General features: G+C 68.6%; 24 protein-coding genes. 18 read left to right on the top strand and 6 right to left on the bottom strand.

Translation table 11 applies throughout. The annotated features are described in order from the left end of the window. Nucleotides 1–30: 30 nt before the first annotated feature. The 17 genes from ACTHNC_RS04020 (at nucleotide 31) to pyk (ending at nucleotide 19618) form a co-directional block, all read left to right on the top strand. A complete protein-coding gene (locus ACTHNC_RS04020; protein WP_440293306.1) occupies nucleotides 31–972 on the top strand; it encodes a methionyl-tRNA formyltransferase in 942 nt (313 codons plus the stop codon). After that, nucleotides 969–2342, top strand: coding sequence for an RsmB/NOP family class I SAM-dependent RNA methyltransferase (locus ACTHNC_RS04015; RefSeq protein WP_440293305.1), 1374 nt, complete (start codon nucleotides 969–971; stop codon nucleotides 2340–2342). The genes ACTHNC_RS04020 and ACTHNC_RS04015 overlap by 4 nt, the downstream gene beginning before the upstream one ends. A 10-nt stretch (nucleotides 2343–2352) precedes the next feature. Next, on the top strand, nucleotides 2353–3009 hold the full coding sequence (gene rpe / locus ACTHNC_RS04010) for a ribulose-phosphate 3-epimerase (RefSeq protein ID WP_440293304.1): 657 nt from the start codon (nucleotides 2353–2355) through the stop codon (nucleotides 3007–3009). A 9-nt stretch (nucleotides 3010–3018) separates the two neighbouring features. Further along, on the top strand, nucleotides 3019–3282 hold the full coding sequence (locus tag ACTHNC_RS04005) for a phosphoribosyl-ATP diphosphatase (protein ID WP_440293303.1): 264 nt from the start codon (nucleotides 3019–3021) through the stop codon (nucleotides 3280–3282). Nucleotides 3283–3342: 60 nt separating this feature from the next. Beyond that, nucleotides 3343–4224 (top strand): ATP phosphoribosyltransferase, encoded by an 882-nt coding sequence (gene hisG / locus ACTHNC_RS04000; RefSeq protein ID WP_440293302.1) that lies wholly within the window; start codon nucleotides 3343–3345, stop codon nucleotides 4222–4224. A 13-nt stretch (nucleotides 4225–4237) separates the two neighbouring features. Then, complete coding sequence (hisF, locus tag ACTHNC_RS03995; RefSeq protein ID WP_440293301.1) at nucleotides 4238–5002, top strand: imidazole glycerol phosphate synthase subunit HisF; 765 nt, start codon at nucleotides 4238–4240, stop codon at nucleotides 5000–5002. Continuing rightward, the gene (gene hisI, locus ACTHNC_RS03990) at nucleotides 4999–5448 is read left to right on the top strand and encodes a phosphoribosyl-AMP cyclohydrolase (protein WP_440293300.1); all 450 of its coding nucleotides are present in this window, start codon (nucleotides 4999–5001) and stop codon (nucleotides 5446–5448) included. The genes hisF and hisI overlap by 4 nt, the downstream gene beginning before the upstream one ends. Continuing rightward, the gene (locus tag ACTHNC_RS03985) at nucleotides 5445–7004 is read left to right on the top strand and encodes an anthranilate synthase component I (protein WP_440293299.1); all 1560 of its coding nucleotides are present in this window, start codon (nucleotides 5445–5447) and stop codon (nucleotides 7002–7004) included. The genes hisI and ACTHNC_RS03985 overlap by 4 nt, the downstream gene beginning before the upstream one ends. Nucleotide 7005: 1 nt before the next feature. Next, on the top strand, nucleotides 7006–7704 hold the full coding sequence (locus ACTHNC_RS03980; RefSeq protein WP_440293298.1) for a Trp biosynthesis-associated membrane protein: 699 nt from the start codon (nucleotides 7006–7008) through the stop codon (nucleotides 7702–7704). A 38-nt stretch (nucleotides 7705–7742) separates the two neighbouring features. Continuing rightward, on the top strand, nucleotides 7743–7973 hold the full coding sequence (locus ACTHNC_RS03975; protein WP_440293297.1) for a DUF6704 family protein: 231 nt from the start codon (nucleotides 7743–7745) through the stop codon (nucleotides 7971–7973). A 3-nt stretch (nucleotides 7974–7976) separates the two neighbouring features. Continuing rightward, nucleotides 7977–8765, top strand: a complete 789-nt coding sequence (trpC, locus tag ACTHNC_RS03970; protein WP_440293391.1) for an indole-3-glycerol phosphate synthase TrpC — start codon at nucleotides 7977–7979, stop codon at nucleotides 8763–8765. Nucleotides 8766–8767: 2 nt separating this feature from the next. Continuing rightward, a complete protein-coding gene (gene trpB, locus ACTHNC_RS03965; protein WP_440293296.1) occupies nucleotides 8768–10006 on the top strand; it encodes a tryptophan synthase subunit beta in 1239 nt (412 codons plus the stop codon). After that, nucleotides 10003–10809 carry a tryptophan synthase subunit alpha gene (gene trpA, locus ACTHNC_RS03960; RefSeq protein WP_440293295.1) on the top strand — a complete coding sequence of 269 codons (807 nt, stop codon included), beginning with the start codon at nucleotides 10003–10005 and terminating at the stop codon, nucleotides 10807–10809. The genes trpB and trpA overlap by 4 nt, the downstream gene beginning before the upstream one ends. Before the next feature lie 103 nt (nucleotides 10810–10912). Further along, a complete protein-coding gene (gene lgt / locus ACTHNC_RS03955) occupies nucleotides 10913–11911 on the top strand; it encodes a prolipoprotein diacylglyceryl transferase (protein WP_440293294.1) in 999 nt (332 codons plus the stop codon). 153 nt (nucleotides 11912–12064) lie between these two features. Further along, a complete protein-coding gene (gene gltB, locus ACTHNC_RS03950; protein WP_440293293.1) occupies nucleotides 12065–16642 on the top strand; it encodes a glutamate synthase large subunit in 4578 nt (1525 codons plus the stop codon). Beyond that, entirely contained in the window at nucleotides 16635–18092 is a 1458-nt protein-coding gene (locus tag ACTHNC_RS03945; RefSeq protein WP_440293292.1) for a glutamate synthase subunit beta, read from the top strand. Before gltB ends, ACTHNC_RS03945 begins: the two co-directional genes overlap by 8 nt. Nucleotides 18093–18169: 77 nt before the next feature. Beyond that, a complete protein-coding gene (pyk, locus tag ACTHNC_RS03940) occupies nucleotides 18170–19618 on the top strand; it encodes a pyruvate kinase (RefSeq protein WP_440293291.1) in 1449 nt (482 codons plus the stop codon). Between the two features lie 19 nt (nucleotides 19619–19637). Here the strand turns inward: pyk and ACTHNC_RS03935 are convergent, their stop codons facing one another. From ACTHNC_RS03935 to ACTHNC_RS03925, 3 genes are all read right to left on the bottom strand, one after another. Continuing rightward, nucleotides 19638–20276, bottom strand: coding sequence for a phosphoribosyltransferase (locus ACTHNC_RS03935; RefSeq protein WP_440293290.1), 639 nt, complete (start codon nucleotides 20274–20276; stop codon nucleotides 19638–19640). An 82-nt stretch (nucleotides 20277–20358) separates the two neighbouring features. Continuing rightward, nucleotides 20359–21831, bottom strand: coding sequence for an MFS transporter (locus ACTHNC_RS03930; protein ID WP_440293289.1), 1473 nt, complete (start codon nucleotides 21829–21831; stop codon nucleotides 20359–20361). Between the two features lie 138 nt (nucleotides 21832–21969). Continuing rightward, entirely contained in the window at nucleotides 21970–22755 is a 786-nt protein-coding gene (locus ACTHNC_RS03925; RefSeq protein ID WP_440293288.1) for an SGNH/GDSL hydrolase family protein, read from the bottom strand. A 151-nt stretch (nucleotides 22756–22906) separates the two neighbouring features. On the opposite strand from ACTHNC_RS03925, the gene ACTHNC_RS03920 reads away from it, so the two are divergent. Continuing rightward, entirely contained in the window at nucleotides 22907–23281 is a 375-nt protein-coding gene (locus tag ACTHNC_RS03920; protein ID WP_440293287.1) for a hypothetical protein, read from the top strand. Between the two features lie 64 nt (nucleotides 23282–23345). Here ACTHNC_RS03920 and ACTHNC_RS03915 read toward each other — a convergent pair whose 3' ends face one another. From ACTHNC_RS03915 to ACTHNC_RS03905, 3 genes are all read right to left on the bottom strand, one after another. Then, nucleotides 23346–23897, bottom strand: coding sequence for an EXPERA domain-containing protein (locus ACTHNC_RS03915; protein ID WP_440293286.1), 552 nt, complete (start codon nucleotides 23895–23897; stop codon nucleotides 23346–23348). 44 nt (nucleotides 23898–23941) lie between these two features. Continuing rightward, nucleotides 23942–24583, bottom strand: coding sequence for a hypothetical protein (locus ACTHNC_RS03910; protein WP_440293285.1), 642 nt, complete (start codon nucleotides 24581–24583; stop codon nucleotides 23942–23944). A gap of 83 nt (nucleotides 24584–24666) precedes the next feature. After that, nucleotides 24667–25314, bottom strand: coding sequence for an HAD-IA family hydrolase (locus ACTHNC_RS03905; protein WP_440293284.1), 648 nt, complete (start codon nucleotides 25312–25314; stop codon nucleotides 24667–24669). Between the last annotated feature and the right edge of the window lie 22 nt (nucleotides 25315–25336).

Raw genomic sequence — 25336 nt, 5'->3', positions numbered from 1 at the left:
CGCCGCGAGCCCGTAAGGAGCGCCCATCCGATGAGGATCGTGTTCGCCGGAACCCCGACCGCCGCGGTCCCCACGCTGCAGACGCTGGCCTCCGGGCCCCACGACGTGGCGATGGTCGTCACCAGACCCGATGCCCCGCTCGGCCGCAAACGCGTGCTCACGCCGTCTCCGGTGGCGCAGGCAGCCGATGAGCTGAGTCTCGAGGTGCTGAAGACGGCACGGCTGGATGAGACGGCGACCGGACGCATCCTGGATGCTGAACCCGAGTTGGGCGTTGTCGTCGCGTACGGCGGCCTCGTGCGCGAACCGCTGCTCTCCGCGCCGGCGCACGGCTGGATCAACCTGCACTTCTCGCTGCTGCCCAGGTGGCGGGGCGCCGCGCCCGTGCAACGCGCCCTGATCGCTGGGGACGAGCGCACGGGGGCCGCGGTGTTCCGGCTGGTTCCCGAGCTCGACGCCGGAGACGTGTACGACACGCTGGAACGGCCGATCGGCGCCGACGAGACGGCCGGCGACCTGCTCGACTCGCTCGCGACGGCCGGCGCGGCACTGGTTGAGCACGTGGTGGACGGTATCGCGGACGGCACGGCGGTCCCAGTGCCCCAGGCGGGGGAGCCCACGCTCGCGCCGAAGCTCGCCCTGGACGATGCGCGGCTCGACCTCACCCTCGACGCCCGTGCCGTGTACGCGCGACTGCGCGGCGTCACCCCTGAGCCCGGCGCGTTCTTCACGGTCGACGGCACCCGGGTGAAGGTGCTGGCGGCCGCGCGCTCGGCGGCCGAGCCGCTCCCGCCGGGCGCGCTCCGGCTTCGGGCCGGTCACGCCCACGTCGGCACCGGCACGGCTCCGCTGGAGCTCGTCAAGGTTCAACCGGCCGGAAAACGGGCCATGGCGGCGCCCGACTGGCTCCGCGGCCTGGCCGAAGGCACGAGCGCCGACCTGGGCGACACGCGCACCGAGGCGGCGTCGTGAGCGAGCGACCGGCCAGGCAGGCATCCGCTCGCTCCGTTGCATTCGACGTGCTCAGAGCGGTCGCCGAGTCGGATGCCTACGCGAACCTGCTGCTGCCGGTGCGCCTCGAGCGCGCCCGGCTTTCGCATTCGGATGCGGCGCTCGCCACCGAGCTGACGTACGGCACGCTGCGTCTGCTCGGCTACTACGACCGGGTCATCGAGCTCGTCGCCGGCCGTACTACCGACCGCATCGACGAGCCGGTGCTCGACGCTCTCCGCCTCGGCTGCCACCAACTGCTCACGCTGCGCACCCCGAGCCACGCCGCCGTGAACGAGACGGTGGAGCTGGTGCGTTCCGCCGCATCGCGTTCTGCTGTCGGCTTCGCGAATGGCGTGCTCCGGTCGATCGCCCGTGTGAAACCGGATGTCTGGCGGCAGCGCGTGGCGGACCGCGCACGCAACGAGGACGACCGCCTGTCCGCGCTCGAGTCGCATCCGGCATGGATCGTTCGCGCGTTCCGGCACGCACTGGCCGCCGAGCACCGGGAATCGGAGCTCGAGGAGCTGCTGAGGGCCGACAACGAGGCTCCGCGGGTGAACCTGGTCGCGCTGCCCGGGCTGGCCCAGCGCCCCGAGGACTCCGATCTCGACCGCTATTCGCCGATCGGATTCGTCTGGAAGGGCGGAGACCCTGGGGCGATCGTCTCCGAGACCGACGGCGCCGTCCGGGTGCAAGACGAGGGCTCGCAACTGGCCGCGCAGATGTTCGTGCACGCCCGCGACGTCGAGCCGGGGGAGCGCTGGCTCGACCTGTGCGCAGGGCCGGGCGGCAAAGCGGCGATCCTGGCCGCCGCGGCGAAGGCTTCCGGCGCGAGGCTGGTGGCGAACGAGCTCGTGCCCACTCGACTCGACCTCGTGCGCCGCGCGGTCGCGCCGGCGGAATCCGTCGTGAAGTTCACCGAACGCGACGGAACCGTGATCGGCGCCCAGGAGCCTGAGCGATTCGACCGCGTGCTGCTGGATGCTCCGTGCACGGGACTGGGGGCGCTGCGGCGGCGGCCGGAGGCCCGGTGGCGCAAGACGCCTGGCGACGTACCGGAGCTCACCAGGCTGCAGGCGGCGCTCATCGACTCGGCAGTGAAGGCGCTGCGGCCGGGCGGGCTGCTCTGCTACGTGACGTGCTCGCCGCACCTCGCGGAGACGCGAGTGCAGGTCAGCGATGCGCTGAAGCGGCATCCCGGCGAGTTGCGCGAGCTGCCGACGCAGGACGTCGTGCAAGACCTCTCGGTGAACCCGCTGGAGCTGGCCGGCGATCCCGCCCAGGTGCAGCTGTGGCCGCATCGGCACGGCACGGACGCCATGTTCATCGCCCTCCTGGAGAAGCAATAGTTTGGATGCCATGCCGCGCATCAATCCCAGCATCCTGGCCGCCGACTTCGTGAACATGCAGCACGAGCTGGGCCGCATCTCCTCGGCCGACCTGGTTCACGTCGATGTGATGGACAACCACTTCGTGCCGAACCTCACGTTCGGACCGCAGATGGTGAGGCGCATCCAGGACGTCTCGCCCATTCCCCTCGACGTTCACCTGATGATCACCGACCCCGAGCGCTGGGCGCCGGGCTACGCGGAGTTGGGCGCATACTCCGTCACGTTCCACGCCGAGGCGTCTTCCGACCCCGTCGCGCTCGCGCGCAGGTTGCGGGATCTGGGCGCACGAGCGGGGATCGCCCTCAAGCCCGGCACGGAGCCGGACGGCTACCTCGACCTGCTCGAGGAGTTCGACCAGGTGCTCGTCATGACGGTCGAGCCCGGCTTCGGCGGCCAGAGCTTCATGCCGGAGACGATGCCCAAGCTGCGCAGGCTGCGGGATGCCGTGACCGCCCGTGGTCTTGACGTCTGGCTGCAGGTGGACGGCGGCATCACCGAGGAGACGATCGTCACCGCGGCCGAGGCAGGCGCCGACACGTTCGTCGCCGGATCGAGCGTCTTCCGGGCCGACCATCCCGCTGCCCAGATCGACCTGCTGCGGGAGCGCGCCTCTTCGGCCCACTAATCTAGTGGGGTGAAGACCTTCGACGACCTGTTCGCCGAGCTCCAGCACAAGGCCGAGACCCGACCAGAGGGATCCGGTACCGTGCGCGAGCTCGACGCAGGCATCCACGCCATCGGCAAGAAGATCGTCGAAGAGGCCGCCGAGGTGTGGATGGCGGGCGAGTACCAGAGCGACGACGAGACCGCGGAGGAGATCTCGCAGCTGCTCTACCACCTCCAGGTGCTCATGCTGGCCAAGGGCCTCACGCTGCAGGACGTGTACCGACATCTGTGACCGGCACCCGCCAACGCCGATGACCGACGCTCGACACACCACGAGGAAGACCTGCACCCCATGCTGAAGATCGCCGTGCCCAACAAGGGCTCGCTCGCCGACACCGCCGCCCAGATGCTCGCCGAGGCGGGCTACTCGGGCCGCAAAGACCCCAAGGAACTCATCGTCGCCGACCCGGCGAACGACGTCGAGTTCTTCTACCTTCGCCCGCGCGACATCGCCACGTACGTCGGCAGCGGTGCTCTCGACGTAGGAATCACGGGCCGCGACCTGCTGCTCGACTCGGGTTCGCCGGCCAGGGAGATCGACGAGCTCGGCTTTGCATCGTCGACGTTCCGGTTCGCCGGTCCGGCCGGGCGCTTCACCGACGTCGCCGATCTCGAGGGCCACCGGGTTGCGACGAGCTACGACGGCCTGGTCGGCACGTACCTGCGCGAGGCGGGAGTGTCCGTCACGCTCGTCCGGCTGGACGGCGCCGTGGAGTCCGCGGTGCGCCTGGGCGTCGCGGATGCCGTCGCCGACGTCGTCGAGACGGGCTCGACGCTGCGCAAGCAGGGCCTCGAGATCTTCGGACCGGTCATCCTGCAGTCACAGGCCGTGCTGATCGCCGCGCCGAACGGGGATGCCCGGCCCGAGAAGGATGCGTCGGCCGCGGACGAGCGGGCGTCCGGCCTCGCCACGCTGCACCGCCGCCTGCAGGGCGTCATGGTGGCCAGGCAGTACGTGCTCATCGACTACGACCTGCCGTCGCACCTGATCGAGCGAGCGGTGGCCCTCACGCCGGGCGTGGAGTCGCCGACGATCTCGCCGCTGCGCGACTCCGGCTGGGTAGCGGTGCGCGCCATGGTGCCGCGCACCAGCACCAACCGCATCATGGACGACCTCTACGAGCTCGGCGCGCGGGCCATCCTGGTGACCGCGATCCACGCCGCGAGGCTCTGAGGCGGGAGGGGACATGTCGCTCGCGATCCGTGTCATCCCGTGCCTCGACGTGGCCGACGGGCGCGTCGTGAAGGGCGTCAACTTCGCCAACCTGCGCGACGCGGGCGACCCCGTCGAGCTGGCGGCCAGGTACTACGAACAGGGTGCGGACGAGCTCACCTTCCTCGATGTGACCGCAACGGTCGAGGGCCGGGCCACCACCTACGACGTCGTGCGCCGCACCGCCGAGCAGGTCTTCATCCCCCTGACCGTCGGCGGGGGAGTGCGCTCGAGCGACGACGTCGCCCGCCTTCTGGGCAGCGGCGCCGACAAGATCGGCGTGAACAGCGCGGCAATCGCCCGGCCGCCTCTCATCGCCGAGATCGCCGACCGCTTCGGGGCGCAGGTGCTCGTGCTCTCGCTCGACGTGAAGCGGTCGCCGCGCACCGAGTCCGGCTTCGTGGTGACGACGCACGGCGGTCGCACGGAGACCGACCTGGATGCCATCGCGTGGGCGCGTCAGGCCATCGACCTCGGAGCGGGAGAGCTGCTCGTGAACTCGATCGACGCGGACGGCACGAAGCAGGGCTTCGATCTCGAACTGGTGGCACGCATGCGGGAGGCAAGCACCGTTCCGGTGATCGCCTCCGGCGGTGCGGGAGCCGTCGAGCATTTCGCCCCAGCCGTACAGGCGGGCGCCGACGCGGTGCTCGCCGCAAGCGTTTTCCACGACGGGCTGATGACTATCGGCGACGTGAAGGATGCCCTGCAGTCCGCAGGCGAGGAGGTGCGGCGGTGACCGACGCGAGTGCGCAGACGCCGGGGGAGCGCGAACAGGCCAGGCAGCGGGCGACCGCTGTGCTCGACCGCGTGCGCTTCGACGACAAGGGCCTGCTGCCTGCGGTGATCCAGCAGTGGGACACCCGCGAGGTGCTCATGGTCGGCTGGATGGACCGTGAGGCTTTCCTGCGCACGATGAGCGAGGGCAGGGTCACGTTCTGGTCCAGGTCACGGCAGGAGTACTGGCGAAAGGGCGACACCTCCGGCCATGTGCAGTACGTGCGCGGGGCCGCACTGGACTGCGACGGCGACACGTTGCTGGTGCGCGTCGAGCAGATCGGGGCGGCCTGCCACACAGGCACCCACACGTGCTTCGACGCTGACCTCCTCGACCCCGTCGTGATCGAGGCGCCCGCCGAGCACGAGCGGCACGAGAGCGCGCCGAACGAACGGAACGGATCATGAGCGGCACGGGAACCACCACGCGGGAGCGGTTCGACGAGCTGCTCGGCACACGACGGGTCATCCCGGTCGCCCGTGAGCTGTTCGCCGACGGTGAGACACCCGTCGGCATCTACCGCAAGCTCGCCGACGGGCGTCCTGGCACCTTCCTCCTCGAGTCGGCGGAGCAGGGCGGCATCTTCTCGCGGTACTCGTTCGTCGGGGTTGCGGCCTTCGGTGTGCTCACGCAGAACGGCGACGACGCGCTCTGGCTCGACTACGGGCTCGACGCCTCCTCCGCCTTCGGCACGGATGCCGCCTCCCGGCTCTCGACGACCCCTTCCCTCGAGCTGCTCGCGCTGTTGTACGAGCGCTGGCGCTCCGAACCGGTGGAGGGGTTGCCGCCGCTGACCGGCGGCCTCGTCGGCTTCATCGGCTGGGAGGCCGTGCGGCAGTTGGAGCGGCTGCCGGACCAGCCGCCCGCGGAGTTCGACGTTCCCGGCCAGGCGCTGTGCTTCGTCGCCGACCTGGTGGCCGTCGACCACCGGTTCGGCACGGTGCAACTCATCGCGAACGTGCTCGCGCCCGGCGATGACGTCGGCACCGATGAAGGCTGGGCCGACGAACGGTGGGCGGATGCCCAAGACAGGCTCGACCGCATGCAGGCCGCGCTGTCGAAGCCGGCGGAAGCACACCTGGAGCGCGCGGACTTCTCGGTCGAGCCGTCCGTCTCCTCGCGCACCAGGCGCGAGGACTTCCTGGCGTCCGTCGAGACGGCGAAGGAGCGCATCAGGGCCGGCGACATCTTCCAGGTCGTCGTCTCGCAGCGGTTCGAGCTGGAGACGGCCGCGGATCCGCTCGACGTCTACCGCGTGCTGCGCAGCCTCAACCCGAGCCCGTACATGTACCTGCTGCAGCTGGAACGCGTCGGCGGAGCACCGTATACCGTCGTCGGGTCGTCGCCGGAGGCGCTGGTGAAGGTGCAGGAGCGGCGAGCGTACACGCATCCGATCGCCGGATCCCGGCCGCGAGGCGCGACACCGGAGGAGGACGCGGAGCTCGAGTCCGAGCTGCTCGCCGACGAGAAGGAACGTGCCGAGCACCTTATGCTCGTCGACCTCGCACGCAACGACCTGGCAAGGGTGTGCGTTGCCGGCACCGTCGAGGTGACCGAGTTCATGCGCGTCGAGCGGTTCAGCCACATCATGCACATCGTCTCGTCGGTGGAGGGCGACCTTCGGGACGACGCGACCGCAGTGGACGTGTTCCGCTCGACGTTCCCGGCCGGCACGCTCTCCGGGGCTCCGAAGCCGCGGGCGCTGGAGATCATCGACGAGCTCGAGCCTGCGCAGCGTGGCGTGTACGGGGGAGTCGTCGGCTACTTCGGCTTCGGTGGTGATGCCGACCTGGCCATCGCCATCCGTACCGCGACCATCATGGACGGCGTCGCCCGCGTGCAGGCCGGCGGTGGCCTCGTCGCCGACTCCGTGCCGGAGAGCGAGTTCATCGAGTCCCAGAACAAGGCGGCGGCGCCGTTGCGCGCCGTGGCGATCGCGAACGCACTGGAACGCGTGGTCTGACATGGCAGAGCGCGCGCGAATCGCAGGTCGTCTCAAGTACGGCACGATGCTGCTGGCCGTGCTCGCCTGCGGCCTGGCGCTGACCGCGTCGACGCAGACCTGGTACACGCTGCACCTCACGGCGGCGTCCGGCCACGCGGGCACGCTGACCGTCACCGGCTCGCAGGCAGCGCCCGCGATCGCCGCGCTCTCGCTCGCGGGCGTCGCGTTCGCCGGCGCACTCGCGCTGGCCGGCCGCATCCTTCGCTACGTGCTCGCGCTGCTCGGTCTCATACTGGCCGCCGGCATCATCGGCTCGACGATCTCGGCCATGACGGACCCGGTCGGCACCGGAATCACCGTGGTCAGCAAGGCCACCGGCATCGCCGGCGACACCAGCGTGCGGGCCATCGTCGCCCACGCGGATGCCTCGCCCTGGCCCGTGCTCGCGCTGGCCGGGGGCATCGCGCTCGCGATCGCCGCGCTCTGCGTCGCCGGCACCGGCCACCTCTGGCCTGTCACGTCGCGCCGCTATGGTGCCACCGAAGATGCCGGGCATCCTCGGACCGGTCATCCCGAGGGAGACGTTGCGGAGGACGACGACACGCTGTCACCCGCCGATCGCCGTGCAAGGACACGCGACGCGGCGATCGACGACTGGGACGAGCTCAGCCGCGGCGACGACCCCACCGAGGACGGGCAGGAGCCTCCCGTTCGATAGGATGTCTGTGCCCCACTCACCTGTACCGAAAGAGAGTCATGAGCGCTGAGTCCTCGGATCCGGGCCACGGTCACTCGCCTGCGGCATGGACGGCCGTCATCATCATGCTGGTCGGCTTCGTCGTCGGGGTTTTCGCCTTCTGGTTCGACCAGCCGTGGATCGTCGTGGCCTGCGCGATCGTGGTGGTCATCGGCCCGATCGTCGGCGTCATCATGGCCAAGGCCGGCTACGGCGTGAACGGGCCGAAGTACCAGCCCAAAGGTCACTGAGTGCTGCTGAACGAACTCGTCGGCGGATCGGTGGCGGATGCCCGCGCTCGCGCCGCCGAGGTGCCGCTCGACGCCGTCGTCACTGCCGCTGAACAGGCTGCTCCGGCGCTCGATGCGCTCGCGGCGCTTGCTCCCGCCGACCGCGTCAAGATCATCGCCGAGGTGAAGCGAGCGAGCCCGTCGCGTGGTCGGCTGGCGGACATCCCGGATCCCGCCGCCCTCGCGTCACTCTACGAGCAGGGCGGTGCCAGTGCCATCAGCGTTCTCACCGAGCAGCGCCGGTTCCTCGGCTCGCTCGACGACCTCAGAGCGGTGCGGAGCACCGTCGGCATTCCGGTGCTGCGCAAGGACTTCATCGCAGAGCCGTACCAGGTCTACGAGGCGCGAGCTGCGGGTGCCGACATCGTGCTGCTCATCGTGGCGGCCCTCGACCAGGCAACGCTCGTCCGACTGCACGAACTGACGCTGCGGCTCGGCATGACCGCCCTCGTCGAGACCCACTCCGCCGAGGAGATCTCCCGCGCGATCGACGCAGGAGCCGCCGTCGTCGGGGTCAACGCCCGCGATCTCGACACGTTCGAACTGGACCGCGACCTGTTCGGTTCGCTCGCCGACCGCATCCCGTCCGGCGTGATCAAGGTCGCCGAGTCCGCGGTGATCGGACCGGACGACGTCGCTCACTACCGCGAGGCGGGAGCCGACGTGGTGCTCGTCGGCGAAGCTCTCGTCACCGGCGACCCGACGGCGCGTCTCGCAGAATTCCTCTCCGTGCCCATCCCCGACGGGAAGTGACCATGGCCCTACGCGAGACGAACGGTCCCGACTTCGGCGACTACGGCGGCAGATACATGCCCGAGTCGCTCATCGCCACCCTCGACGAGCTCTCGGCCTTGTACGCGGCCGCCAAGCAGGATCCGGCCTTCGCCGAAGAGCTGGCGCGCCTGCACGCCACCTACACCGGCCGCCCGTCGATCATCACCGAGGTGCCGCGGTTCGCGGAGCACGCGGGCGGCGCGCGCGTCATCCTCAAGCGGGAAGACCTCAACCACACCGGGTCGCACAAGATCAACAACGTGCTCGGCCAGGCGCTCCTGGTGCGTCGCCTCGGCAAGACGCGCCTCATCGCGGAGACCGGGGCTGGACAGCACGGCGTCGCCACCGCGACGGCCGCCGCCCTGTTCGGCATGTCGTGCACCATCTACATGGGCGAGGTGGACACGAAGCGCCAGGCGCTCAACGTCGCCCGCATGCGGCTCCTCGGCGCCGAGGTGGTCCCGGTGAAGACCGGTTCGCGCACGCTGAAGGATGCCATCAACGAGGCGTTCAGGGATTGGGTCGCGAACGCGGAGAACACGCACTACCTGCTCGGTACCGTCAACGGCCCGCATCCGTTCCCCACAATGGTTCGCGACTTCCACAAGGTGATCGGCGAGGAGGCGAGGCAGCAGGTCCTCGACCTCACCGGCCGCCTGCCCGACGCCGTGGCCGCATGCGTCGGAGGCGGCTCGAACGCGATCGGAATCTTCCACGCGTTCCTCGACGACACCGACGTGCAGCTCTACGGCTTCGAGCCCGGCGGCCACGGGATCGCCAGCGGTGAGCACGGTGCGACGCTCAGTCAGGGCACCCCCGGCATCCTGCACGGCACGAAGACCTACGTTCTACAGGACGAAGACGGCCAGACGATGGAATCGCACTCCATCTCCGCCGGTCTTGACTACCCGGGCGTCGGTCCCGAGCACGCGTGGTTGCGCGACATCGGGCGTGCCAATTACCTGCCGATCACCGACGACGAGGCGATGCAGGCGTTCCGGCTGCTCAGTCGCACGGAGGGCATCCTGCCCGCCATCGAGTCGTCGCACGCTCTCGCCGGAGCGCTCGAGCTGGGCAAGAAGCTTGGACCGGATGCCCTCATCCTGGTCAACCTGTCGGGCCGAGGCGACAAGGACGTCGAGACCGCGGGCGCATACTTCGGGCTCCTGGACGAGCAGGTTCCCGGCACGGGCAGCGACGCGAACGGCACGAGACGATGAGCACCGAAACGGCGTTGGCGCACGTGCAGCCGGTCGTCGCGGCGGCCCGCGAGACACGGAACGGCGCGCTGATCGGATATCTGCCTGTCGGATTCCCCGACCTTGCCACGAGCATCGATGCGGCAGTCGCCCTCGCCGAGAACGGCGTGGACGTGCTCGAGCTCGGCCTGCCGTACTCGGACCCGGTGATGGACGGGCCGGTCATCCAGGCGGCGACGCAGCAAGCGCTGCAGAACGGCTTCCGCGTTCGCGACGTGTTCACGGCGGTGCGTGAGATCCGCTCCCGCGTCGATGTTCCGGCACTCGTCATGACGTACTGGAACCCCGTCGTCCAGTTCGGCCTCGACCGCTTCGCCGACGAGCTCGCCGCAGCCGGCGGCAGCGGGCTCATCACGCCCGACATCACACCGGACTCCGCAGCGGACTGGATCGCCACCAGCGACCGCACGGGCCTTGACCGTGTGTTCCTCGCCGCTCCCACCTCGAGCGACGAGCGGCTGCGTCTGGCGGCCGGCGCCTCCCGCGGATTCGTCTACGCCGTCTCCACCATGGGCATCACGGGAGAGCGTGCGGACGTGGATGCCGCGGCCCGCACGCTGGTCTCCCGCCTGCGCACCGCCGGAGCATCCACCGCGTGCGTCGGCATCGGCATCTCGACGGGACAGCAGGTGCGCGAGGTGCTGGAGTACGCCGACGGCGCCATCGTCGGGTCGGCACTCGTGCACGCGCTGGCCGACGGCGGAGTCGCGGGTGCCGCCGACGTGGCCAGGAGCCTGGCCGAGGGCACGCACACCGGCCCTTGAGCTCGTCGAGACCAGCTCAGGCGAGCCTCACCAGCGGTACCTCTTAGACTGAGTTGCCGACGCGCAGCCCGACTGCGCATCCACACGAAAGGGAACCCGACAGGTGATCGCACCGCTCAGCATTCCGAGCCCGCCGATAGCGTGGCAAGGGTTCGACATCGACATCTTCGGCCTGCATTGGACCATCCGCACGTACGCTCTGATCATCCTGGTCGGGATCATCATCTGCACGATCTGGACATCGCGCAGGCTGACCCGACGGGGCGGAGAGCCGGGCGTCGTCATCGACTTCCTCATCTGGGCCGTCGTGCTGGGCCTCGTCGGCGCGCGTCTCTACCATGTCTTCACGCACCCGCACGACTACTTCTACCCTGGGGCAAACCTCTGGAAGGTGTTCGCGATCTGGGATGGCGGCAACGCCATCTTCGGTTCGCTCATCGGCGGCGCGATCGGCGCGTTCATCGCCAGCAAACAGACCGGGGTGCGCTTCCTCTCCTTCGCGGATGCCCTCGCCCCGGGCATCCTGCTCGCCCAGGCGATCGGCCGGCTCGGCAACTACGTCAACCACGAGCTGTACGGGCTTCCCACGAATCTGCCCTGGGGGCTGCAGATCGAGAGCACGAACGCCGCCTACCCGACGGGGCTGCCGAGCGGCACCGTGTTCGAGCCGCTGTTCCTGTACGAGATCATCTGGAACGTCGTCGGCGTCATCGTGCTGCTCGCGCTGGAGAAGCGGCTCAACTGGCGCTGGGGCAAGATGTTCGCCGGCTACCTGATGTGGTACGGACTCGGGCGCAGCTACTTGGAGTCCATCCGCATCGACCCGAGCGAATACTCGTTCCTGAGCATTCCGTTCAACGTGTGGGCCGCCTTCCTCGCTTTCGTTCTCGGCCTCGTGCTGTTCATCGTGCAGTCCCGCAGGCACCCGGGATTGGAGACGAGCGTGTACCTTCCAGGGCGTGAATGGAAGCGGTCCGGCGACGCGGTAGACTCGTTCGACACCGATTCCGATGAGGACAACGTCGACGACGACGCCTCCGCGACGAGCAATTCGAGCGAATCGAGTGAAGCCAAGGCCGAAGCCACAAGCTCTGCCGGCTGAACCCAAAACGACAACTGACTGACAGGTATCACGGCACACCCGTACAGCCACGTTGCGAGCGTCTCCCCACCAAACGGCGGGCGACCCGCGATCCCTCTCCCTGTCCACGGGCCGACGTCGTCCCTCTCCCCGATCGATGTGAGGACGGTACCCATGGCGCAGCGCACCCCGTTTTCCCGGTTCAGCACCGTTCCCGACGCCCAGGGCCTCTACGACCCGAGCGCCGAGCGCGACGCGTGCGGCCTGGCGATGGTCGCCACCCTGCGCGGGACCGCGGGCCACGACATCATCGACAACGCGCTGAACGCGCTGCGTCACCTGGAGCACCGCGGCGCGGTCGGTTCCGACGCCGGCACGGGTGACGGTGCAGGCATCCTGACGCAGATCCCGGATGCCTTCCTGCGCGCCGTCGTCGACTTCGAACTGCCGCAGGTGGGCAAGTACGCCGTCGGCAACGCGTTCCTGCCCCTGGTGGACTCCGAGCGCGCGCCCGTCAAGGCGGCGATCGAGCGCATCGCCGACGAAGAGGGCCTGCGTGTTCTCGGTTGGCGCGAGGTGCCGGTTTGTGCGGACGAGATCGGCACGCTCGCGCGAGAGGCGATGCCCGCGATCGAGCAGCTGTACGTCGACACCGAGCGCACGACCGAGAACGGTTCGCACCTGTCAGGGATTGCGCTCGACCGGCTCACATTCCGGCTTCGCAAGCGGGTCGAGCGTGAGCTCGACGTGTACTTCGCGTCGCTGTCGGCCCGCACCCTGGTCTACAAGGGCATGGTCACGACCCTGCAGCTGGAGCCGTTCTACCCCGACCTCTCCGACGAGCGGTTCGCGTCGAAGCTGGCGCTCGTGCACTCCAGGTACTCGACGAACACGTTCCCGTCGTGGCCGCTTGCCCAGCCGTTCCGCATGATCGCGCACAACGGCGAGATCAACACCGTGCAGGGCAACCGCAACTGGATGCGGGCACGCCAGTCGCAGCTGCACAGCGACCTGCTCGGCGAGCTGAAGCCGCTGTACCCGATCGTGACGCCGGGGGCGAGCGACTCGGCATCCTTCGACGAGGTCGTCGAGCTGCTCACGCTCAGCGGGCGCTCGCTGCCGCACGCCGTCATGATGATGGTGCCGGAGGCGTGGGAGAAGCAGACCGAGATCGATCCGGCACGTCGAGCGTTCTACGAGTACCACTCGATGCTCATGGAGCCGTGGGACGGCCCGGCCGCCCTCGTCTTCACCGACGGCTCGCTCGTGGGAGCAACGCTGGACCGCAACGGGCTGCGCCCTGGACGCTACCTGATCACCGACGACGGGCTCGTCGTGCTGGGCAGCGAGACCGGTGTTCTCGACATCGACCCGAGCCGGGTCGTTCGCAAGGGGCGGCTGCGCCCCGGCAAGATGTTCCTCGTCGACACCGTCGAGGGTCGGCTCATCGAAGACGACGAGATCAAGTCGTCGCTGGCTTCCGCTCAGCCGTACGGCGAGTGGCTGGATGCGGGCCGCATCAACCTCAAGGACCTCCCGGAGCGCGAGCACATCGTGCACACGCCCGCGTCGGTGACGCGCAGGCAGCGCACATTCGGCTACACGGAGGAGGAGGTGCGCATCCTGCTCACCCCGATGGCGAAGACCGGCGCAGAGCCGCTCGGCGCCATGGGCTCCGACACGCCCATCGCGGTGCTCTCGAAGCGGCCCCGCCTGCTCTTCGACTACTTCACGCAGCAGTTCGCCCAGGTCACGAACCCCCCGCTCGACTCGATCCGCGAGGAGGTCGTGACCTCGCTGAGCCTGGGCCTCGGGCCGGAGCGCAACCTCCTCGAGCCCGGACCGGAGCACACCAGGCAGGTCGTGCTCGACTTCCCGGTGATCGACAACGACGAGCTGGCGAAGATCCAGCACATCGATCCGACGCCGGGGCAGCGAACGACCGTGACGGTGCGCGGCCTCTACCGGTTCGACGCCGGCGTGGATGCGATGGAGCGCCGCCTCGACGAGATCTGCGACGAGGTGAGCCAGGCGATCGCCGACGGCGCGAAGTTCATCGTGCTCAGCGACCGGGACTCCAACAAGGACCTGGCGCCTATCCCGTCACTGCTCATGCTCTCCGCCGTGCACCACCACCTCATCCGCACCGAGAACCGCCTCAAGGTCGGCATCGTGGTGGAGGCCGGCGACGTGCGCGAGGTGCACCACGTCGCCCTGCTGATCGGCTACGGCGCGAGCGCGGTGAACCCGTATCTGGCGATGGAGACGTGCGAAGACCTCGTGCGCAGCGGCATGATCACCGGAATCTCCGGCGACAAGGCCGTGAAGAACGTGATCAAGGCGCTCGGCAAGGGCGTGCTCAAGATCATGTCGAAGATGGGCATCTCCACGGTGTCGTCCTATGCCGGCGCTCAGGCGTTCGAGGCGGTCGGCCTGGCCCAGGGGTTCGTGGACGAGTACTTCACCGGCACCAACTCCAAGCTGGGCGGTGTCGGCATCGAGGTGATCTCCGCGGAGAACCTTGCGCGTCACCGCTCTGCGTATCCGGAGGAGGGCGCCGTGCTCGCGCATGAGCGCATGGCCACCGGCGGCGAGTACCAGTACCGTCGCGACGGCGCTCCGCACCTGTTCAACCCTGAGACGGTGTTCCGGCTGCAGCACTCGACCCGTACCCGCCGGTACGACATCTTCCGGCAGTACACGAAGCTCGTCGACGACCAGTCGGAGCAGCTCATGACGCTGCGCGGGATGTTCGAGCTGCGCACGGGCATCCGGCCTCCCGTGCCGATCGAGGAGGTCGAGTCCGTCGCCTCGATCGTGAAGCGGTTCTCCACCGGCGCGATGAGCTACGGCTCCATCTCGCGCGAGGCGCACGAGACGCTGGCCATCGCGATGAACCGCCTCGGCGGCAAGTCGAACACGGGTGAGGGCGGCGAAGACATCGACCGACTCCTCGACCCGGAGCGGCGCAGCGCCATCAAGCAGGTGGCCTCCGGCCGGTTCGGCGTGACGAGCATGTACCTCACCCACGCCACCGACCTGCAGATCAAGCTCGCGCAGGGTGCGAAGCCGGGAGAGGGCGGCCAGCTGCCGCCCACGAAGGTGTACCCGTGGGTGGCCCGCACCCGGCACGCGACTGCTGGCGTCGGCCTCATCTCGCCGCCGCCGCACCACGACATCTACTCGATCGAAGACCTGAAGCAGCTCATCTACGACCTCAAGCGCGCTAACCCGGATGCCCGGGTGCACGTGAAGCTGGTGAGCGAGACGGGCATCGGGGCGGTCGCCGCGGGCACCGCGAAGGCGCTGGCCGACGTCATCCTCGTCTCCGGCCACGACGGCGGAACGGGGGCGAGCCCTCTGAACTCGCTCAAGCACGCGGGGACGCCGTGGGAGCTCGGTCTCGCCGAGACACAGCAGACGCTCATGCTGAACGGGATGCGCGATCGTGTGGTGGTGCAGGTCGACGGTCAACTGAAGACCGGGCGCGACGTCATCGTCGGCGCACTGCTCGGGGCCGAGGAGTTCGGTTTCGCCACCGCACCTCTCGTGGTCTCCGGCTGCGTCATGATGCGCGTCTGCCACCTGGACACGTGCCCGGTGGGCGTGGCGACTCAGAACCCGGTGCTGCGCAGCAGGTTCAGCGGCAAGCCCGAGTTCGTCGTCAACTTCTTCGAGTTCATCGCGGAGGAGGTGCGCGAGTACCTCGCGGCACTCGGCTTCCGCTCGATCGAGGAGGCGGTCGGGCACGTCGAGCTGCTCGACGTCGACCGCGCCGTCGACCACTGGAAGGCGTCTGGGCTGGACCTCACCCCCGTGCTGCACGGGCCGCAGTTCCCTGAGGATGCCCCGCGCAGCAACCGCAGGCGACAGAACCACGAGATCGAGAAGCACTTCGACAACCGGCTCATCGAGAAAGCGGCCGACGTGCTGGAGCACGGCGGGCACGTGGAGTTGGCGTTGCCGATCCGCAACACGGAGCGCGCGGTCGGAACGCTGCTCGGTCACGAGGTGACCGTGCGGCACGGCGAGCACGGGCTGCCGGACGGGTCGATCGACGTGACGCTCACCGGATCGGCCGGCCAGTCGTTCGGCGCGTTCCTCCCCAGCGGCATCACGCTGCGCCTCGAGGGCGACTCGAACGACTACGTCGGCAAGGGTCTCTCCGGCGGTCGCATCGTGGTGCGTCCCGACCGCTCGAGCGTGTTCCCCGCCGAACGCAACGTGATCGCGGGCAACGTGATCGGCTACGGCGCGACACAGGGCAGCATGTTCATCCGCGGAACGGTCGGTGAGCGGTTCCTGGTGCGCAACTCGGGAGCCACCGCCGTCGTCGAAGGTGTGGGCGACCACGCGCTGGAGTACATGACGGGTGGACTCGCTCTCATCCTGGGCACGACCGGGCGCAATCTCGGCGCCGGCATGTCGGGCGGCACCGCGTACGTGCTCGACCTGCGCGAAGAGCGCGTCAACCGTGAGGCGCTGGCCACCGGGGAGCTGGAGCTCTCCACGCTCGGCAGCGGGGACATCGAGATCGTGCGCGACCTGCTCGAGCAGCACGTCGCTGAGACGGACTCGAACGTGGCCAAGGCGCTGCTGACCGATCTGGAGGCGGCATCCGCCCGCTTCACGAAGGTGCTGCCACGCGACTACGCGGCAGTGCTTGAGACACGCAGGAACGCCGTCGACGAGGGCCTCGACCCCGACGGCGACGTCGTCTGGAATCGGATTCTGGAGGTGACGGGTGGCTGACCCGAAGGGCTTCCTCAAGGTCACGGAGCGCGAACTGCCCAAGCGGCGGCCCGTCTCCGTGCGCCTGATGGACTGGAAAGAGGTCTACGAGGCCGGCGATCCCGCACAGCTGCGCCGTCAGGCGGGCCGCTGCATGGATTGCGGCATCCCGTTCTGTCATCAGGGATGCCCGCTGGGCAACCTGATCCCCGAGTGGAACGACCTCATGTGGCGCGGCGAGGGCCGTCAGGCCATCGAGCGACTGCACGCGACGAACAACTTCCCGGAGTTCACCGGTCGCCTGTGCCCTGCCCCGTGCGAGGACTCCTGCGTGCTCGGCATCAGCCAGCCGCCGGTGACCATCAAGCAGATCGAGCACGACATCATCGATCAGGCGTGGTCGAACGGGTGGGTGCAGCCGCACCCGCCGCAGCGACTGACCGGAAAGACGGTCGCCGTCGTCGGATCCGGTCCTGCCGGTCTCGCCGCGGCCCAGCAGCTCACCAGGGCGGGGCACACGGTGGCGGTGTACGAGCGCGACGACCGCATCGGCGGTCTGCTGCGCTACGGCATCCCGGACTTCAAGATGGAGAAGAAGCACATCGAGGCGCGCCTGGCGCAGATGACCGCTGAGGGCACCCGGTTCCGCGCCGGTGTGGACATCGGCGTCGACATCAGCTGGCCCGACCTCAAGGCGCGCTACGACGCCGTGGTCATCGCCACGGGCGCCATGGTGCCGCGCGACCTGCCGATCCCCGGCCGCGATCTCGCCGGTGTGCACTTCGCGATGGAGTACCTGGTGCAGCAGAACCGCGTCGGTGCCGGCGACTCCGTGCCGACGCAGATCACCGCGGAGGGCAAGCACGTCGTCGTTCTGGGCGGCGGCGACACCGGAGCTGACTGCATCGGTACCGCACACCGGCAGAAGGCGGCATCCGTCACCAACCTCGCCATCGGCAAGCAGCCGCCGAACGAGCGGCCGGAGCACCAGCCATGGCCGACCACGCCGACCCTGTTCGAGGTGCAGACCGCTCACGAAGAGGGCGGCAGGCGCGAGTACCTGGCGTCGACCGTCGAGTTCGTCGGCAACGAGGTCGGGGAGGTGGTGGCCGTGCGGGTCGCCGAGACGGAGTACCTCGACGGCCGTCGCGTGCCCAAGGCGGGCACCGAGCGCGAGATCCCCGCGGACCTGGTGCTGCTGGCGCTCGGCTTCACCGGTCCTGAGCAGGACACGCTCGGCGAGCAGTTCGCCGTTCCGTTCGACCAGCGCGGGAACGTCGTGCGCGACGACGATTACCAGACGCAGGAGCCCGGCGTGTTCGTCGCGGGCGACGCGGGCCGGGGCCAGTCGCTCATCGTGTGGGCGATCGCGGAGGGCCGGGCTGCGGCGGCAGCGGTGGACCGGTATCTTGAAGGGGAGACCGCCCTCCCTTCGCCCATCAGGCCGACCGACCGCGGTATCACGATCTGACGCTCGTCGCACCCGCACCGGCCACGGTGCCGATCGATAGTGCACGTGCAAGCAACCATGGAGTACGAAGAAGAAGAATGAGACGAGCCAAGATCGTCGCAACGCTGGGTCCGGCAACGTCCAGCTATGAGAACATCCGCGCCATCATCGATGCGGGCGTCGATGTCGCCCGCATGAACCTGAGCCACGGTACGTACGACGTGCACGAAGCCGTCTACGCCAACGTGCGCCGCGCTGCGGATGACTCGGGGCGCGCCGTGGCCGTGATGGTCGACCTGCAGGGCCCGAAGATCCGTCTCGGCAAGTTCGAGGGCGGACCGTACGAGCTGGCCGAGGGCGACATCTTCACGATCACCACCGAGGATGTGCTGGGCAACAAGGAGCTCTCCTCGACCACGTTCAAGGGTCTGCCGCAGGACGTGAAGCCCGGCGACCCGCTCCTCATCGACGACGGCAAGGTCGCGCTGCGCGTCCTCGAGGTCGACGGACCGCGCGTGAAGACCCAGGTGATCGTGCCCGGACCGATCTCCAACAACAAGGGCATCAACCTGCCGGGCGTCGCGGTCAACGTTCCCGCACTCAGCGAGAAGGACGAGGCGGACCTGCGCTGGGGCCTCAAGCTCGGCGCGGACTACATCGCGTTGTCGTTCGTGCGCAACGCGGACGACGTGAAGCGCGTGCACGAGATCATGGACGAGGAGGGCCGGCGCGTGCCGGTCATCGCCAAGATCGAGAAGCCGCAGGCGGTCGACCACCTCGACGAGATCGTCGACGCGTTCGACGCCATCATGGTCGCCCGTGGCGATCTGGGCGTCGAACTGCCTCTGGAGGCCGTGCCGATCGTGCAGAAGCGCGCCATCGAGATCGCGCGCCGCATGGCGAAGCCGGTCATCGTGGCGACCCAGGTGCTGGAGTCGATGATCACGAGCCCCCGCCCGACGCGCGCCGAGGCATCCGACTGCGCCAACGCCGTGCTCGACGGCGCCGACGCCGTCATGCTCTCCGGTGAGACGAGCGTGGGGGAGTACCCGGTCGTCACGGTGCAGACGATGGCGCGCATCATCGAGTCCACCGAGGAGCACGGGCTCGAGCGCATCCTGCCCCTGGGAACAACGCCCCGCACGCAGGGCGGCGTGCTCACGCTCGCCGCTGCCGAAGTGGCCGACTTCGTCGACGCCCGTTACCTCTGCGTCTTCACCGAGTCCGGCGACTCGGCACGACGCATGTCGCGGCTGCGTTCGCCGCTGCCGATGAAGGCGTTCACGCCGAGCGAGGGCATCCGCCGCCGGCTGGCGCTTACGTGGGGTATCGAGGCGTTCCTGGTCGACCGGGTGACGCACACCGACCAGATGATGGGACAGGTGGACGATCTGCTCATCGGCAAGGGCCTGGCGGAGATGGGAGACAAGGTCGTCGTCATCTCCGGGTCTCCTCCCGGCATCCCCGGCTCGACGAACGACGTGCGTGTGCACGTCGTCGGCGATGTGCACAACGAGGCAGCGCCCGCATACGCCGCGTTGCGTTGATCGGGCTTCGCCCTTCAACTCACTCGCTGGGCAGGCCGAGCAGCCGGCGCACCTCGGCGTCGGTGGTCTGCGTGAAGTCGCGGTACCACTGACCGATCGCGAAGAATCCGCTCGGTCGTGCGACGCACACGAAGGAATCCGCGTCCTCTCCTGGCTGGGGTTCCCAGTCGGGAGGGGCGACCGGTACGGCCAGCACCACGGATGCCGCTCCCTGCGCCCGCGCCACGGCGCACGCAGCGCGGGCGGTCGCCCCAGTGGCGAGCCCGTCGTCGACGACCACCGCCGTCGCACCGTTCAGGTCGACCGGATGCCTGCCCTCGCGGTACCGGCGCACACGCCGTTCCAGTTCCGCCTGTTCCCGCTCCTCGACGCGGGCCAGCTGCTCGTCGGTGACGCCCATCACGCGGACGAGCCCGTCGTCGACGACACGCACTCCCTCGCCGATCGCGCCCATCGCGACCTCCTCGTTGCGCGGCAGTCCGAGCTTGCGCACGAGGATGACGTCGAGCGGGGCATCCAGTGCATCGGCGACGACCGCCGCGACCGGCACGCCGCCGCGCGGAATGCCGAGGACCACGGGGGTCGGCCACCCGTTCCGATACGTCGAACACGCTGCGGCGAGGCGACGCCCCGCGTCAAGACGATCCACGAAGATCATGTCGGGCCCTTCCGGCCCAAGCTTACGGCGCCGCATCCGCGCGGAACCGGGCGGGCGGCAACCTCGAGGCGATGGGACTCGGTCAGGTCGCGTGTGCTTCCTGCTGCGGTGCATCCGTCTTGGAGAGCGGATCGGCGATGTCCTCGAGCGATCTCCTTTCGGCGTTCACGCCGAGGAACACCTCGACGAGACCGGCGGCGATCATGAGACCGGCACCGATGAAGTAACCAACGGCGACTGCGCCGATGCCCATGGAGACGAACTGGCCGAACAGCAGTGGGCCGATGATGCCGCCGAGCCCCGTTCCCACCGCGTAGAAGAATGCGATCGCCATGGCCCTGGTCTCCATCGGGAAGACTTCGCTGACGGTGAGGTAGGCGGCGCTCGCACCCGCCGACGCGAAGAAGAACACGACGACCCAGCACACCGTGAGCCAGGTGGCGTCCAGAATGCGGGCATCGAAAAGGATGCCGGTGCCCACCAGCAGCACACCGCTCAGGATGTACGACAGCGAGATCATCACCTTGCGACCGATCGTGTCGAACAGCCTCCCGAGCAGCAGGGGCCCAAGGAAGTTGCCGACCGCGATCGGCACCAGAGCCCACGGAGCAACGTCGTCGGGCACGTGCAGGAGCTGAGTGAGCACGAGCGCGTAGGTGAAGAAGACCGCGTTGTAGAGGAACGCCTGGCCGATGAACAGCGACAGCCCCAGAGTGAACCGCTTCGGATACTTCGTGACGGCCACACGAGCGATCTCGCCGAAGCCGGTCGTGTTGCGCTGCTTGATCTCGATGGCCTTGTCGTCGCCGACGCTCCGGAGCTTTTCGCCGGTGTCGTCCTCCACCTGCTGCTCGATCTCGCCGACCTCTTTCTCGGCGTCCCTGTCACGGCCGTGGATGAACATCCACCTGGGCGACTCAGGGACGTTTCGCCGGACCAGCAGGATGGTGAGGCCAAGCACCGCGCCGAGGCCGAACGCGAGACGCCAGCCGAGCCACGGTGCGAAGATCGCGGTGTTCAGCAGCACGACAGTGAGCATGGCCCCGAACGCCGTGCCGAGCCAGTAGGAGCCGTTGATCGCGAGGTCGACGACGCCTCGACGTTTCGCCGGGATCAGTTCGTCGATGGCGGAGTTGATGGCCGAATACTCGCCGCCGATGCCTGCCCCGGTGAAGAACCGGCAGGCGAAGAAGAAGATCGGGTTGAACGAGAACGCGGTCGCGACCGTCGCCAGCAGGTAGAGGCCGAGAGTGATCATGAAGAGCTTCTTGCGGCCGAACCTGTCGGTGAGGTAACCGAAGACGAGCGCTCCGACGCACGCACCGGCCACGTAGATCGCCGCGGCGAGGCCGACCTCGCCGGCGGTGAGGCCCAGCCCGCTGGACTTCTCGGTGAGGCGGCTGCCGATCGCGCCGACGATCGTGACCTCGAGGCCGTCAAGGATCCACACGGTTCCGAGGCCGACCACGACCATCCAGTGCCACTTCGACCACGGCAACCGGTCCATGCGGGCCGGGATGCTCGTGCGGATCGTCTTCAACTCGTGTGTGCTCATGCGTCCCCCCGACGTCCCCTCCTCGACACGACGATGGGACGGTAAGAGGACGGACGCAGGAGCGGCAACCCCTTGCGCCTGACGCCGGTTGAACTCGGCCCCGCATCTGTAGGAGGACCGAAGCCGGCGCCCGCGGGCTCAGAACACGATGTCAGGATCGATCGGAGTGAGCTCCGGAAGCTTCGCGCTGCGGCCGTCGCCCGACGAGCGTCCGGTGAGCCGGCGTCCGATCCACGGCAGCACGTACTCGCGGTAATACGCCAGCGACGGCGCACGGCGGCCCAGCGGGGGCTCTGCCGCCACCTCGTCGACACGCCACGCGCCCGGCACGGGAACGTCGAGCGCCATGAGCACGTTCGAGGCGACGCGAGCGTGCCCGAAGGAGTTCAGGTGCAACCTGTCCAGCGACCAGTAGCGCAGGTCGCGCAGGCCCGCGTCCGCGAAGTTGTCCACGAACGTGACGGCGCTCTCGGCTGCCGTCACCTCGCGGACGAAGGCGCGCACCCGTACCGCCAGTTCATCACCTCTGCGCTGGACCGCGCGGCCGCCAGGCAGATTGTCGCTCGGATTCGCTCCGCTGAGCAGCAGCACGTGGATGCCTGCGTCCACGGCCTTGCCGACAGCCCGAGCCGTCTTCTCCGCGATGTCGTCGACCGACACCCGCGGACGCATGATGTCGTTGCCCCCGCCGTTGATGCTCAGCAGTTGCGGGCTCATGGCGATGGCGGCATCCAGCTGCTCGCCGACGATCGGGCCGAGCTTGCGGCCGCGGATCGCCAGGTTGGCATACCGTACCGGCTCCTCCGCTGCCGCGGCCAGGCCGACGGCGACGAGATCGGCCCAGCCCCGCACGCGGCCGTCGGGCAGCACGTCGCCGACGCCCTCTGTGAAGCTGTCTCCGATCGCGACATAGCTCGTGTACATGCTTCAACGGTATCCGGCACAGCGGCGGTGATCACGCTCGCCCTGCTCCCGCCCGGCGGTACTATCGAGAAGGCCTTCGGGCCGTCCGTCTCACCGCCGGCAGCATGCTGAACGCCGCCGGACCACAGCCTTCGGAAGGATTACTGAAAAGATGATCGCTCGGCCACCGAAGGGTGAACTCGACAAGCGCATCGCAGGCGCCGTGTTCGTGCTGTTCTGGCTGGTGGCCATCGCCGCCTGGATCATCGCCGGGGCCGCGCTCGGCAACGCCGGGGCATGGCAGCCGTTCATCGTCGACGTCGGCATCGTGATCGCGAGCATCGGCACGGCGACACCGTTCCTCAACACGGTGAAGGGCTTCGGAATCGCGCTGCTGTTCGCCCTGATCGCGGTCGTCGGCTTCGCGTTCGGCGATTTCCTGCACCTGGTGCCGCTCGTCTACTTCCTGCGCATCGCGGTGCCGTTCTTCGCGGTGATCATCGCACCGACGTTCAAGATGGCCAACGGCGTGAAGGTGTTCGCCTAGGCGGCACGACGACCGAGCGCGAGCCGGATGCCCATGCGCGGGCATCCGGCTCGACGCATTTCGCTCAGAACCTGCGGGTGAACGGCAGTGGCTTGCGCATGCGGATCAGCAGCAGAAGCGGGAACACGATGTACGGCAGGTTGAACGCCAGGAACACCGCCGGGTTCGGCGTGCGCTCGGCAGCGGATCCGAAGAACTCGACGCCGAAGATCGGGATGCCGGTGAGCGAGATGATCATCGTCGCGTAGATGACGCTCGGCAGTTGGATCCAGTTCCACCTGCGCACGATGGCGAGGATGAGCAGCACATAGAACGCGACGTAGACGAACGCGGAGGTGCCGCTGATGAACCGCAGCCACACCGGATGGGACCGATAGAGCGGGTCGAAGTTCGACGCGTACCAGTAGTTCCACTGCACGAGGATGTTCGGTGAGTCCCTCACCTGGTCGAGGCCCAGTCCCTCGACGGAGTCGCTGATGATGCAGGTGACGATGAACGCGGCGAAGATGACCAGGAACACGATGTCGAACGGCCGCTTCGTCAGCGGCAGGTTCACTGGTCTCGCGACTCCAGCAGACGCCGCGTCAGTCCCGGTTGTGGTGGGGGCATCAGACATGAAGTGCAGACTATCGCCGGCGGATGCCCGCACTGAGCCGCCACTCAGACGCGCGGCGCCGGCTGGTCGATGTTCCAGTGCCGGGACACAGTGACGAAGAACTCCTGCTCCGATGCGTCGTGCTCGGCCGGCCCCTTGCTCACGCTGAAGCGGCTGATCACCCGCTGAGTCCCCTCAGCGTCTCCATAGAGCACATCGACAAGCACGAATTCATCGGCATTCACCCGATCGACGACTCGTCGATATGCGTCGGACTGTGGATCGCGGATCGCGACCTGCACGAAGCCGACGTACGCGGTCGAGAGGTAGATGTCTCTGGTCAGACGCTGGAACTGCTCGGGCTCCGCCGGTTGCACATACGGGCCTTCCGGGATGTGCCAGCCATGCAATACCGCGATGCCCGAGCCGACGTTGCGCACCGACATGGCGAGCGCAACCACGGACTCGTCCACCTGCATCGTGGCCCGCCCACCCTGTACGGTGAGCCAGCGGCCGTCCATGAAGCGCACTTTCTGCACATCGTCGGTGAAGTTCGAAGGAAGCAGGAGCGGGCGCAGTCCCTCTAGGAGAGCACGCTCAGCCAGCCGGGCCGAGCGATTCGCCGACCTCGTCGAGACGAACGTGGCGACGGCAAGCACGAGTGTGCCGATCGCGGTGCCGAAGTCGGCAAGCACGGCCCAATCCACGGCGACCTCTTCACTCTCAGCGGTTCTTCCTGCTGTCGAGAAACCATAGCGCCGACGAAGGGTCATAACCGCCGTGCTGACCGCTACAGCGTGAGCTCGAGCGTGTCGCCGTCGACGGTGACACGAACGTCTGCGAGATCGGGCACGACCCAGTCCGGGTCATGCCCCTGCGCCATTCCGCCGACTCCGACGACCCGCATCCCTGCTGCCCGCGCGGCCTCGATGCCCGCGCCGGAGTCTTCGAAGACGACGCACTCTTCTGGCGGCACGCCGAGCGCATGCGCAGCGGCGAGGAAGCCCTCCGGGTCAGGTTTGCTCGCCGAGACGTTCTCGGCCGTGACCACGACTCCCGGGACCACGAGACCGGCCGCGTTCATGCGTGCAGTCGCCAGGGGAAGGGTCGCAGACGTGACGAGGGCGTGCGGCGCGTCCGTCAGGGAATTCAGAAGGCTCGCTGCGCCGACGATCTCCACGATCCCGTCGAGCTCGGCGGTCTCGCGCGCGAGCATCGCGCGGTTGTCGGCCAGATTCTGCTCGGTCGCTCTCTCCGGCAGCAGGATCGCCATGCTCTCGTGACCCTGCCTGCCGTGCACGACCTCGAGCACCTCGGCCGGGTCGAGGTCGTTCGCCATGGCCCAGTCGGTCCAGACGCGCTCCACCACAGCGGACGAGTCGACGAGCGTGCCGTCCATGTCGAAGAGGATCGCGGACGCGCGGATGATGGTGCTCACCCTGCCAAACGGTACACGGTGG

Source organism: Humibacter sp., assembly GCF_051954055.1.
Taxonomy (GTDB): Bacteria; Actinomycetota; Actinomycetes; order Actinomycetales; family Microbacteriaceae; genus Humibacter.
Note: the sequence above shows the minus strand (reverse complement) of the source record. Positions and strands in the feature narration are given on the sequence as shown.